This is a genomic window from Fictibacillus halophilus (genome assembly GCF_016401385.1).
Lineage (GTDB): Bacteria > Bacillota > Bacilli > Bacillales > Fictibacillaceae > Fictibacillus > Fictibacillus halophilus.
The window spans coordinates 2,289,156-2,302,124 of sequence record NZ_JAEACF010000001.1 but is presented as its reverse complement, the minus strand read 5'-3'; the positions used below and the strand labels follow the sequence as shown (position 1 = coordinate 2,302,124).

The 12,969-nt window shown below is 38.7% G+C and carries 12 protein-coding genes and 1 other annotated feature (1 of these 13 cut by a window edge); of the genes, 9 read left to right on the top strand and 3 right to left on the bottom strand.

Translation table 11 applies throughout. The features are described from left to right. Positions 1-44, top strand: a binding site (T-box leader); it begins 178 nt to the left of the window's first position. Positions 45-107: 63 nt separating this feature from the next. The 3 genes from tyrS to I5J82_RS11965 all read left to right on the top strand — a co-directional run bounded on the left by tyrS (position 108) and on the right by I5J82_RS11965 (position 3,427). Further along, positions 108-1,367, top strand: a complete 1,260-nt coding sequence (gene tyrS, locus I5J82_RS11975) for a tyrosine--tRNA ligase (protein WP_198768023.1) — start codon at positions 108-110, stop codon at positions 1,365-1,367. 79 nt (positions 1,368-1,446) lie between these two features. Continuing rightward, the gene (locus tag I5J82_RS11970; RefSeq protein ID WP_198768022.1) at positions 1,447-2,349 is read left to right on the top strand and encodes an aldo/keto reductase; all 903 of its coding nucleotides are present in this window, start codon (positions 1,447-1,449) and stop codon (positions 2,347-2,349) included. Between the two features lie 148 nt (positions 2,350-2,497). Continuing rightward, positions 2,498-3,427 (top strand): methyl-accepting chemotaxis protein, encoded by a 930-nt coding sequence (locus I5J82_RS11965; RefSeq protein ID WP_198768021.1) that lies wholly within the window; start codon positions 2,498-2,500, stop codon positions 3,425-3,427. Between the two features lie 56 nt (positions 3,428-3,483). Here the strand turns inward: I5J82_RS11965 and rpsD are convergent, their stop codons facing one another. Next, a complete protein-coding gene (gene rpsD, locus I5J82_RS11960; protein ID WP_198768020.1) occupies positions 3,484-4,086 on the bottom strand; it encodes a 30S ribosomal protein S4 in 603 nt (200 codons plus the stop codon). Between the two features lie 345 nt (positions 4,087-4,431). Here rpsD and megL point away from each other — a divergent pair, with 345 nt between their 5' ends. Continuing rightward, positions 4,432-5,610, top strand: a complete 1,179-nt coding sequence (gene megL / locus I5J82_RS11955; RefSeq protein ID WP_198768019.1) for a methionine gamma-lyase — start codon at positions 4,432-4,434, stop codon at positions 5,608-5,610. Between the two features lie 56 nt (positions 5,611-5,666). Here megL and I5J82_RS11950 read toward each other — a convergent pair whose 3' ends face one another. Continuing rightward, the gene (locus I5J82_RS11950; RefSeq protein WP_198768018.1) at positions 5,667-6,152 is read right to left on the bottom strand and encodes a GAF domain-containing protein; all 486 of its coding nucleotides are present in this window, start codon (positions 6,150-6,152) and stop codon (positions 5,667-5,669) included. 152 nt (positions 6,153-6,304) lie between these two features. Between I5J82_RS11950 and refZ the strand changes: the two genes are divergently transcribed. Then, on the top strand, positions 6,305-6,991 hold the full coding sequence (refZ, locus tag I5J82_RS11945; RefSeq protein WP_233096470.1) for a forespore capture DNA-binding protein RefZ: 687 nt from the start codon (positions 6,305-6,307) through the stop codon (positions 6,989-6,991). Here refZ and hisJ read toward each other — a convergent pair. After that, entirely contained in the window at positions 6,956-7,789 is an 834-nt protein-coding gene (hisJ, locus tag I5J82_RS11940) for a histidinol-phosphatase HisJ (RefSeq protein WP_198768017.1), read from the bottom strand. The genes refZ and hisJ overlap by 36 nt on opposite strands. Positions 7,790-8,009: 220 nt before the next feature. On the opposite strand from hisJ, the gene ezrA reads away from it, so the two are divergent. The 4 genes from ezrA (at position 8,010) to I5J82_RS11920 (ending at position 12,951) form a co-directional block, all read left to right on the top strand. After that, positions 8,010-9,701: a septation ring formation regulator EzrA gene (gene ezrA, locus I5J82_RS11935; protein ID WP_198768016.1), complete on the top strand. Its 1,692-nt coding sequence runs from the start codon at positions 8,010-8,012 to the stop codon at positions 9,699-9,701. Positions 9,702-9,873: 172 nt separating this feature from the next. Then, entirely contained in the window at positions 9,874-11,016 is a 1,143-nt protein-coding gene (locus tag I5J82_RS11930; protein ID WP_198768015.1) for a cysteine desulfurase family protein, read from the top strand. Between the two features lie 5 nt (positions 11,017-11,021). Further along, on the top strand, positions 11,022-12,233 hold the full coding sequence (thiI, locus tag I5J82_RS11925; protein ID WP_198769002.1) for a tRNA uracil 4-sulfurtransferase ThiI: 1,212 nt from the start codon (positions 11,022-11,024) through the stop codon (positions 12,231-12,233). Positions 12,234-12,765: 532 nt separating this feature from the next. Continuing rightward, a complete protein-coding gene (locus I5J82_RS11920) occupies positions 12,766-12,951 on the top strand; it encodes an alpha/beta-type small acid-soluble spore protein (RefSeq protein WP_066396835.1) in 186 nt (61 codons plus the stop codon). Positions 12,952-12,969: the final 18 nt, after the last annotated feature.

Genomic DNA, 12,969 nt, shown 5'->3' with positions numbered 1-12,969 from the left:
TTTTAATTAGGGTGGTACCGCGAGATTGTCATCACGTCCCTTTCCAACTGGAGAGGGACTTTTTTATTGCCATTAAACATCATCAAACAACGAAAGGAAAGATAGGAATGAATATTCTGCAAGATTTAGAATTTAGAGGCCTTCTTAATCAAGTTACTGATCAAGAGGGATTGCAAAAAGAACTTGAAAAAGGAATCGTAAAGCTTTATTGCGGGTTTGATCCAACGGCAGACAGTCTGCACATTGGAAATCTGTTGCCGATTCTTACACTCAAACGTTTTCAAGAAGCTGGACATCAGCCGTTTGCGCTAGTTGGCGGTGGAACAGGATTGATCGGGGATCCAAGTGGTAGACAGACAGAACGAACATTGAATGAAGCTGAGATTGTTGTTCAATGGACAGACAAGATTAAAAATCAGCTTTCAAGACTACTTGATTTTGATAGAGAAACTAATCCTGCTAAAACAGTGAACAACTATGAGTGGTTGAGTCAACTTACGATGATTGAGTTTCTACGTGACGTTGGAAAGAATTTCTCGGTTAACTACATGCTTGCCAAAGATTCTGTTGACTCACGATTAGAAGCGGGGATCTCTTTTACCGAGTTCTCATACATGATCTTACAATCGTACGATTTCCTTAATCTCTTCCAAAAAGAAAACGTAAAACTTCAAATAGGCGGGAGTGACCAGTGGGGGAATATTACGGCTGGTATGGAATTGATTCGCCGTTCTGGTGAGGAAGAAAAAGCATTTGGACTAACGATTCCGCTCATCACAAAAGCGGATGGAACGAAGTTTGGTAAAACAGCATCCGGAACGATCTGGTTAGATGCAGAGAAAACGACTCCATATGAGTTCTACCAGTTCTGGGTAAACGCAGCGGATGCGGATGTAATCAACTGGCTCAAATATTTCACGTTCTTATCAAAAGAAGAAATTGAAATTCTTGAAAAATCATTAGCTGAAGCACCAGAAAAGCGTGAAGCGCAAAAAGCGTTAGGGCGAGAAGTAACAACTCTAGTTCACGGTGAAGCAGCATACAAACAAGCAGTAAAGATCACTGAAGCACTTTTCAGTGGAAATCTTTCTGACTTAACGGCTGCTGAGATCGAACAAGGATTCAAGGATGTCCCTTCATTTATGGCATCAAATATGGAAGACGTAAACATTGTAGACCTTCTTGTTGATGCGAAAATTTCTCCATCTAAACGACAAGCAAGAGAAGATGTAACAAATGGAGCCGTATCAATCAACGGCGAGAGGGTACAAGATACAGGTTATATGATTGGTGAGAACGATCGTATCGAAAACAAGTTTGTCATTATCCGACGCGGAAAGAAAAAGTACACGTTGATCAGATATTAAAAGCTAGATACGAAAAAAAGAGTAGGAACCCAGTAGTAACAGGGTTCCTATCAAACTTTATCAAAAGGATGTGTTTGTTATGAAGAAAATTCAATTAGCAGAAGACCTTCAATTTTCACAGATCGTTCACGGTCACTGGCGTTTAGCAGAATGGGATCTCTCTCCTGAAGAGCTTCTTTCACTTATGGAAAGATGCATTGAAGCAGGAATTACTACGTTTGATCATGCCGATATTTACGGTAACTACATGTGTGAAGAACTCTTTGGACAGGCACTAGCTCTAAAACCATCTTTACGAGAAGACATTCAAATCGTGACTAAATGTGGTATTAAACTCATCTCAGAGAATCGTCCACATCATACGATTAAATCCTATGATACGAGCAAAGAACATATCATCGCATCTGCAGAAAATTCATTGAAAAAAATGAACACAGAATATGTAGATGTATTATTGATTCACCGACCAGATCCGTTTATGGACCCAGCTGAAACAGCAGAAGCGTTTCACATCTTAAGAAAAGAGGGGAAAGTTAGACATTTTGGTGTTTCTAACTTCACACCTAAACAAATGGAAATGCTTCAAAATGAGTACAATGGTCCACTTGTTACGAATCAGATCGAGTTGTCCGTTCTTCATGAACAGCCATTCTTTGATGGTACGATCAATCACCTCCAAAAAGAGAAGGTTAGACCGATGGCTTGGTCTCCGCTTGCTGGGGGAAGATTATTTAAAGGAAACGATGAAAAATCGGTACGAGTAAAAAAGGCTTTAGAAAAAGTTGCTCGTGAAACAGAAGCCTCTTCCATTGATGAAGTAGCTTATGCTTGGCTGTTGAAGCATCCATCACAGATCATGCCGATTGTCGGCAGCGGAAAGATGAATCGTATAGAAGCCGCTGTAAATGCAGCAAACTTACCACTAACTCGTGAGCAATGGTTCTACATTTTACAAGAAAGTATGGGGAAAGAAGTAGACTGATCCATACTTGTTAAACATTCATAAATAAACCAAAATCCATGCAGCTTGCTGTGTGGATTTTTTGTTATATCTATAGAACATTTAGTTAGTAATTAGTTCCTTAGTAGTATAATATTAGAAATAAATACTATAAGATGGGGATGCAACAATGATAACATTAAGCATTAACAGCTCTACAAAGAGCTCGCAAGTCTTAAATGAAAGTGCAGTACTTGCTGCAATCGATCGATCAGTAGCCATGATTGAATTTGACCCTCATGGAAAAGTACTATGGGCAAATGAAAATTTTGCGAAAACGATGGAATACCATGTTGATGAGATGCCATTATTGGTACATAAGCAATTTTGTACAGAAGAGTTCTTGCGAAGCGGTGAGTATGATCGGTTTTGGAAAAGCCTAAGAGATGGAAAAACATTTCAAGAAAAGATACAACGTGTAACGAAATCAAAACGTCTCATCTGGCTAGAAGCTACGTATACACCTGTTCTGGACGAAAATCATAGAGTCACAGCTGTGGTTAAGATCGCAACAGATATTACGAATAGAGAAAATAATACGATCACGGTTGCTTCTGATCTTCAACAAATGTCCCTAGAGTTGCTTACACGCGCGGAAGAAGGATTAAAAAAAAGCAATGAGATCTCTTTATCGACCGAAAAGTTAGTATCGGAATCCCAACAAAATTTATTGCTTTTAGAATCTCTAAAAAAACAAGCTAGTTCTATTGAGGATATCGTTAAGACGATTCGTGAGATTGCAGCACAAACCAATCTGTTAGCTTTAAACGCAGCGATAGAAGCTGCACGAGCTGGTGATCACGGAAGAGGATTTAATGTTGTAGCGGTTGAAGTTAGAAAACTCGCTAATCGCGTGCAAGACTCTATTCAAGAAGTGAATGCACATATTTCAGGAATCACAGGTGAGATAAACAAGATCAATGATGTGACTCACCGATCACAAGAAGGAATAACGAATAACAAGCAATTGATCGAACAAGCAATGCAAGAGTTCTTAGGTATTGAGACGTCTGCACGGCAATTAGAGTCACAGGCAAGTAAGTTTAAGGAACTTTTATAGAATAAGAAAAACCCCTAATGCCTTTAGAAAAGGTGTTAGGGGTTTCTTTACTCTTATTAACGAGAGTAGAATTCAACGATAAGTTGTTCTGTGATCTCAGCTGGAAGCTCAGAACGCTCTGGTAAGCGAGTGAAAGTACCTTCCAATTTGTTTTCATCAAATGTTAAGAAATCAGGTACGAAGTTGTTAACTTCGATTGCTTCTTTAATAGCAGATGAGTTGCGAGATTTTTCACGAACAGCGATTACATCGCCAGCAGATAGACGGTAAGAAGCGATATCAACACGCTTTCCGTTTACTGTGATGTGACCGTGGTTTACTAATTGACGAGCTGCACGACGCGTACGAGCAAGACCAAGACGGTAAACTACGTTGTCTAAACGAGATTCTAAAAGAATCATGAAGTTTTCACCGTGGATACCAGTCATTTTACCAGCATCATCAAAAATGCGGCGGAATTGACGCTCGTTTACACCGTACATGTAGCGAAGCTTTTGCTTCTCTTGTAATTGTAAACCGTATTCAGAGATTTTTTTACGTTGAGTTGGACCATGTTGTCCTGGTGCGTATGGACGCTTAGAAAGTTCTTTCCCAGTTCCGCTTAGAGAAATTCCAAGACGACGAGAAACTTTCCATGTTGAACCTGTATATCGAGCCATTATAGACTCCTCCTTCACATGTTTGTTTGTGTTAAAACAACAACAGTGACTATGGCCTTTTCAAGAGCATATTTTGTATGAAAAACATCCTCACTTCAGCAGCCTATGAAGCTACGCGATGTTCCCGGATTATTGAAAACCTGGGTACAAAATAAAAACAAATGATGGACACAGTGCCGCTTATTTTACACAAAGAATAGTATAAGCTTTTTTCTTATACTGTGTCAACTATATCACAAATACATAAAACATTTTTAGGGACAAATTGTAAAAAGACAAAAAGTCCTATATGATAGAAATAAGAAAGCGCTTACATTTTATATTGCCCTAAAAGGAGAAGTAAAAATGGATACAAAACGCTTTGAAACAGAAGTGATTCACAAGGGATATCATGCCGAACAACATAACGGAAGTCTTGCTCCTCCTATCTTTCAGACTTCAACATTTGTCTTTGACAGCGCCGAAACGGGTGCAGCACGATTTGCAGGAGAACAGGAAGGATATATATATTCTAGACTCAGCAATCCTACCGTTGCGATGTTAGAAGAGCGAATTGCAGCGATGGAAAAAGGGGAAAAAGGTTTAGCGTTTGGTTCTGGCATGGCCGCAGTGTCTGCTATTCTGCTCGGGTTAACGAAAACTGGAGATCATATTCTCTGTTCAGAAGGAGTGTATGGGTGTACCTATGGTCTGCTTCAGCTTATGGAAGAAAAGTATCACATAACACATAATTTTCATCCGATGAACGATGAGGAATCGATACGCTCAGCGATTAACGATCATACTACGGTCATCTATATAGAGTCTCCGATAAATCCTACCATGAAACTTGTTGATCTAAGTATGGTAGCAAGAATCGCAAAAGAATTTAATATTCCAGTTGTAGTCGATAATACATTTTCATCACCTTATCTTCAGCGTCCACTTGAACTAGGCTGTGATATTGTTCTGCACAGCGCCACGAAGTATTTATGTGGTCATGGGGATGTAATCGGAGGTTTAGCGGTAGGCAAACAAGAAATGATGAGTCACCTTGCTATGACCACTCAAAAGGATATTGGTGGAGTCATGTCTCCTTTCGATGCTTGGCTACTTTTGAGAGGAATCAAGACACTCCCTGTTCGTATGGACCGTCATTGTGAGAATGCAAAAAAGCTTGCAGACTTGTTAAAGAAACATCCTAGCGTAAATCGAGTTCTGTATCCGGGTGATCCTGATTTCCCGCAATTTGAGCTTGCGAATAAACAGATGTTGAACGCAGGGGGCCTCATAAGCTTTGAAATTAAAGGAGATAAAGCCGTCGCTCAAAAGTTTATGAACCATTTAAAACTCATTAAAATCGCCGTTAGTCTTGGTGATGCTGAAACACTCATCCAACATCCTGCTACAATGACACATGCTGTCGTACCTGAGGAGAATCGAATTCAGATGGGTATCAGTAATCAGCTTCTACGCTTATCGGTCGGTTTAGAAGCATGGGAAGATATTTGGGAGGACATCAAACAAAGTTTAAATTCACTGTAAAATATAAAAGCCCTGCGCTGATGACAGCGCAGGGCTTCTTTAATAGGTATGAGAAACTAGAGATATCGAAGTAAAACCTCACAGAATTTTTCTAAGTTCTCTTGATCGATCTCATCAAATCTTGCTTTTTCAGGACTATCAATATCTAGAACTCCTAGCAGCTTTCCGTCTTTCACTAACGGAAGAACGATCTCCGATTGAGAAGCGGCATCACAGGCGATATGCCCAGGGAACTCATGAACATCTTTTACAACTAACGTTTCTAAGGTTTGAGCGGAAGTTCCGCATACTCCTCTTCCAAGAGGTATTCTTACACAAGCTGGAAGCCCTTGAAAGGGTCCAAGAACTAATTGATTGGACTCTTCTTCAAGTGTATAAAACCCAACCCAGTTAACTCTGTCTAAAAATTGATTCAATAAAGCAGAAGCGTTTGCAAGGTTTGCAGTCGCATTAGTTTCACCTTCTAATAATGCAGAAAGTTGTTTTATTAGAAGAGAATACGCTTCATTTCTATCTGTGCTATATTGCTGAACGGAAAACATCAAGATTCCTCCAAACCTGATAAATTGTTTACTCTATCCTATCAAATAATGTTGAACTATACACCCAAAAGCCCTTATTTGTCGAGCGATTATTAAAGGTTTATGTCTCTCACCCAAGAATTTTATACAAGAGGGAAGGACGGTGGAAGAAAATGAAGACAGATCCAATGGAAACGAAACTGAAAATAGCAGAGGCAGCGATTTCTCTTTTTACAAGCCAAGGATTTAAAGCAACGACCGTTAGACAGATAGCAAAAAAAGCTGGTGTGAACATCGCTTTAATCTCGTACCATTTTGGAGGAAAGAAAGGACTTCTAGAAGAGTTGATCACTTCATTTTTTGAAGGTTATATTAGAAGGATTGAAATCATCTATCATACATCGAGCTCTCCAACGGTTAAAGGGAGTTTCATTGAAGTAGTAGAAGCTTTATTGATCTATCAACAGCGAAACCTTCCTCTCGCTCGCTTTGTCTATCGTGAGATGACGCTTGATTCAACATTGGTCCGTGAACTCATGTCTACTTACTTGGTTAAGGAAAAGTACTTTTTGCAAACTCTGTTTGAAAAAGGGATGAAGAAAAAAGAGTTCAGAAGGCAGCCTGTAGACTTTTTAACCATTCAGTTCAAGGATATGATGATGCTTCCATTTTTGCATCCTCTTTATTTAGCTGAAGTATATCAGATAAGCGCGGAAACAGAGACGTTCATCCAACCTTATAAAAAGTGGATGATGAACTGGTTTGATAAATGTGTTTGTCTTCCTGAAAGAAAAAATCCCCTCCTGTCTGCCGTTCAAAAGCCATTATTTGGCTCTATTCAGGAGAAGTGGGGAAGTTAATGCTGCTGTTGATACTAATTGATCTAATCCTTGACCGAGTCCCTTAGCGCTGTGGGCATCAGACCCATAGACAAGAGGGATTTTTCTTTTTTGTGCTTCTTTTATGATCCAGTTAGGGGGATAAGGTTCCAAACAATAAGGTTTAACAGCACCTGCTCCGTTATAATCCAGATACATGTTACGTTCAGACATGATTGTTAAAATTTCATCTACTTCCTTTTCATAACTAAAATCTGGAGGGAAAAGCGTCTGAAATTTCTTTGCTAATGTGATATGACCAACCCTTCTTGGCTGATGCTCTCCAAATGAATGACTGATTGATTTTTTTACGGTTTGAAAATATAGGGAGTAGACAGCAGAGAGACTACCAGATTGTTCGATCAAATCTCTAAATACGTTCTCGTCATAATCCATGCAATAGTACGTATTTTTAACCTTTAGAAAATGAACAGAGAGAATGGCATCATCGAGCTCTGGCCAAACTTCTTTAAGAAACGTATTCGTCTCCGCTTCATAGCTATCAATAAAATCGATTTCTAAACCTGTAAAGATCTCAATATTACTTCTATAAAACTTCTTTACTTCCCTCAAAGTGTCAAAGTATTTTCCTAATTGTTCGTAAGTCATGCTGCTGTCTTTCGTAGGAGCAGGATCGATAAATGTATGAGGAAGCGGGGCATGTTCTGTAAAGGTAATCCCTTTCATGCCTAAAGAGATAGCTCTTTCGATATACATTTCAAACGTGTCTGTCGACCCATGGGGACAATAAGGTGTATGGACATGTCCATCATAGTACATCTTTCTTACTCTCCTTTCGACAAAATCTTCATTAAATTGGAAAAAATTTATCAGATTATGCAATTTTTTTGCGTCAAATGTTTGTTTACATGTTATCATAAAAGCATTAAACTGCAATTTTATAGAATAAAAACTAAATAAGATCGCTAAAGCGATATAAACATACGAATACATAATATATGCAATATAGAAATTTGAACAGATAGAAAGGGTGCCTCTGATGATATACATAGTCATTGCCATCGTTACATTCCTAGCATTGATCCTGTACGGTGCCATGTCACGCCGAAGAGTGTATAAAGAAATTGACCGACTTGAAGCATGGAAGATGCAAATTATGAATCGCCCATTAACAGAAGAAATTTCAAAAGTTAAGGGTATGGCGATGATTGGTGAAACGGAAGAAAAATTTGAAATGTGGCGTCAAGAATGGGATGAGATGGTAACGACTCAACTTCCTAATTTAGAAGAAGACTTATTTGATGCTGAGGAATATACAGATAAGTACCGTTTTAAAAAAGCTAAATCTATTTTAGCAGGTGTTAGTCAGTCATTAGAAAAAATCGATATGAGGATTAAAGAGATTACTTCTGAGATCAATGAGTTAGTTACGAGTGAGGAACTGAATCGGGAAGAAATTGTTGAAGCGAAAGACAAGCTTCAGGAAACAAAGAAGTACTACTTAACACATATCCGTGCATTAGGCCAGACAGCACCAATATTTGATAAAGAACTCGACGAGATAAAAGCTTTGTTTGAAACATTTGAATCACTAACTGTACAAGGAAGCCATCTAGAAGCTAGACAAAGACTTGTAGAGAGTTTAAACCGAATTTCTGATTGTAAAACGAAGATGCAGGGTGTTCCTGAACTTCTTGTGATCCTACAATCTGATATACCAAATTCTCTAAAAGAATTAAGTGCAGGATTTACAGAGATGGAACAGCAAGGTTATGTTCTTCATCATATTGGTATAGAAAAAGAAATCAGTTCTTTAAAACATCTTAATGAACAAGCGCTGAACAAAGTGCTTGAACTAGAGCTTGAAAGTGCTCAAAAAGATATGGATGAAACGGTTCAGAAGATGGATCAACTTTATGAAATGCTCGAGAACGAAGTGCATTCTAAGCAGTTTGTAATTAGTGAAAGAGAAGTCTTTTTCTCAACGATTCAAGATTTACATGATAGAATTGAGAATTTAAAGCAAGAGACCCAAATCGTTTCTTCTACTTACTTGATCGAACAGAATGAAGCAGAGATGCAAAAGAAGATTGAAAAACTGTTTCATAAGTTACAAAGTCGTTTCTTGATTATCGAAGATTCAATAGACGAAAAAAGAGAATCTTATTCTGTTATTCGCGAGATGATGGAAGAGATGCAAAAGCAGATGGAAGAACTGCAACGTTCTCAGAAAGTATACGAAGAAATGCTTCATAACTTAAGAAAAGATGAGCTTGAAACGAAACAAAGCTTAAGAGAATTAAGAAAGAAACTTCTTGAAGCGAGAAGGATGGTACAAAAGAGCAACCTTCCTGGATTGCCTGAACACTACTTGATCACCATCGGAAAGGCAGAGGAATATATCATCGAAGTTTCTAAAAAGCTGGATGAGAAACCTCTCGAAATGTCAGATGTATCTTATGTACTAAACAAAGCACATGAAGCGGTAAACGAAGGCTACGAAGAAACGTCTAAGATGATTGAGAATGCTTTCTTAGCTGAGAAGCTCATACAGTACGGAAATAGGTTCAGAAGTTCTTATCAATCTGTATCCGTTCGACTGATTGAAGCAGAGATCGCTTTTCGAAATTATCAGTATGAAGATGCTCTTGAGATTGCAGCTTCTGCGATAGAAAGTGTTAGACCTGGTATCCTTAAAGAGATGGAAATCAATTTAAAATCACATGTTTAAAAACTGTCAGGATTCAATTCCTACAGTTTTTTTGCTGTTTAAAAGAAATGTCTTTTAAGTAGTTAACAAAAACTAGGGTATAAGTGGAGATGTGCACGATAGCTAAATTATGGTATGATAATGAAATGTGTGTTTTAGAACGCTTTGGATTGTATAATTGGAGGATTCAACAATGATTTATTTGGATAATAGTGCAACAACAAAGCCATATAAGGAAGTGCTTGATACATTCGTTACGGTGTCAGAAAAGTATTTTGCCAATCCTTCCTCTCTTCATTCGAAAGGAGGCGAAGCTGAGAAATTGCTTGGTCAGGCTAGAAAGTCAATTGCTCAGTTACTGGAGGTTGCGCCAACAGAAGTCGTTTTCACTTCTGGGGGTACAGAAGGCAACAATATTGCGATCAAAGGGATTGCTTTTCAACATCAAAATCGAGGTAAGCACCTTATAACATCTTCTGTTGAGCATGCATCGAGTCATGAATCTTTTCAATATCTTGAATCACAAGGTTTCGAAGTAACGTATCTCCCTGTGAATCACGACGGGTTGATTTCATTAGAAGATCTTGAGCGTTCGATACGACCGGATACGATTCTTGTTTCCCTACTTCATGTCAATAATGAAACGGGAACGATTCAACCTATTCAAGAGATAGGTAAGGTCTTGAAAGAGCATCCGAAGATTTTTTTCCATGTCGACAATGTTCAAGGCGTCGGTAAGGTTGACCTGCCACTAAAGGAGTGGGGGATCGATCTATGCACCATATCTGCACATAAAATTCACGGTCTAAAAGGAAATGGAATTCTATTCGTGAAGAACGGTGTGAGTATCTCTTCTTTATTCACTGGTGGAGAACAAGAATTAAAGAAAAGAGCTGGGACTGAAAATGTTGCAGGTATTGTAGCTATGGCAAAAGCGTTGAGGTTAATTCTTCAAGAGATGAAGGAAAAGAAAGAAAATTTGTCTGAGATTAAGCAGTTCATATTAGAAGAGTTACGTACCATAGATGGAATAGACATAAATACATCTGTTGAGTATTCAGCTCCTCACATCATTAATTTTTCAGTGAAGGGTATTAAACCAGAAGTACTTATCCATTCCCTTGATAAGAGAGATGTGTATGTATCTACTCGATCTGCTTGTTCATCAAAACAAGGTGGAGCAAGCCGTATCCTACTAGAGATGGGTTTAGGAGAAAATCGTGCTTCAACAGCTATTCGTTTGAGTACCTCCTATGGAAACACATTAAAAGAAGCAGAACTATCTTTAAAGATATTAAAAGAAGAACTAATAAATATTAAGAAGGTAATGAGGTAATGAAGATGATTTATGATCATTTAGTCGTGCGTTATGGTGAACTATCTTTAAAAGGAAAAAACAGAAGGCATTTCGAAACACAGCTTTTTGAAACAGTAAAAAGAAAAATGCGTCCGTTTCAGGATTTGAATATGGCAAAACATTTTGACCGCATTGTTATTGAATTAAATGGACAACCTTATGAGCCTATCGTTAAATCACTTCAGGATATTTTCGGAATCCACTCGATCAGTTTAGCTGTAAGATCTGAAAATGACTTAGAAGCGATTCAGAAAGCAGCATTAATCGCTCTTAATGAAGCAATGGAAGGAAAGAAGACGTTTAAAGTTACAGGTAAACGCTCTTTAAAATCTTTCCCTGTTAATTCCATGCAACTTAACCAAGAAGTTGGAGGATACCTTTTAAGAAACACGGAAGGTTTCACCGTTGATGTTCATAATCCAGATGTAAATGTAAAAGTTGAAGTAAAAGATACAGGAACTTACATCAGCTCAAAGTCGTTTGAGGGAGCTGGCGGTCTGCCGATTGGTGTTGGCGGTAAAGCGATGCTTATGCTTTCAGGTGGTATCGACAGTCCAGTAGCGGGATACTTAACGATGAAGCGTGGAGTTCGTATTGAAGGTGTTCATTTCCATAGTCCGCCTTTCACAAGTGAACGAGCAAAGCAAAAAGTGGTTGATCTGACACAAGAACTAACTCGCTATAGCGGAGGCAAGATCAAGCTTCATGTTGTTCCTTTTACAAAAATCCAACAAACGATCAAAGATAAGATTCCGTCAAGCTATAGCATGACGATCATGAGAAGAGTCATGCTAAGAATCACTGAACGATTAGCGGAAAATAATAACGCGATGGCTATCGCAAACGGAGAGAACCTCGGTCAAGTTGCAAGTCAAACGATGCATAGCATGTATGCGATCAATGAAGTAACAAACATGCCGATTCTTCGTCCGGTTATTACGATGGATAAGCTTGAAATCATGAATATATCGCATAGAATCGGAACATATGATATTTCGATCCGACCTTATGAAGATTGCTGTACGATTTTCTTGCCATCTGCACCAAAGACTAAGCCGAAGCGTGAGAAAGCGATTCGTTTTGAGAAAAATATTGAAAATCTTGAAGAGTTGATTGAAGAAGCGGTTAATGACGTTGAAACGCTGATACTTGAAGAAGGGAAATCAACGGACGAAACGTTTGATGATTTGCTTTAAGGTATCTTGAAAGTAGTTGATCTCTGTTATAGGTGCTCCCTTTCCGCGGGGCAGGCGGTGAGCCACATTCGGACGTTTCACTTTTAAGTGTCTCACCTGCCCACCTGTCCCGCAGGAGTCTCGCACCTTCCACTCCAATCAACTAGTCAATGAAGAGAAAAGAAATGACCAGAAAGTAACCCGGTGATAAAAAATTCATTTAGCCTACAATGTTTAACTAGCGGCGGTGATTCAGGCACGCTTCAGTTCAAAAAATTAACAAGGTAAGACCCAGGTGAAAAAGTCTGCACATTGTGTAGGCTTTTTTTCGTTTTTCTTTTCTAGGAGCTGTAGCTTTTGCATTTGAATTGTCTCTCCTTTACAAGTTGATTGGAGCGCAAGGTTGTCGAAGCGAGCGATCGGGAACCGAAATCGACTGCTTTTAATAGCCTTTTTCTTAACTAATATCCAAAATGGCAACACACACAACAATTTCCAAGAATTGAATCAGCCATTTAGACGCATCTTATTAGTACAAAGGAGGTGAAACAACATGGCAAACCAAAACCAATTAGTAGTACCAGGTGCACAACAAGCTGTAGACCAAATGAAGTATGAAATCGCTTCTGAATTCGGTGTAAACCTTGGACCAGATTCAACTGCTCGCGCAAACGGATCTGTAGGTGGAGAAATCACTAAGCGTCTAGTAGCTCAAGCTCTAGGTGGATACTCTAAATAAATAGTAAATGGCTAACGG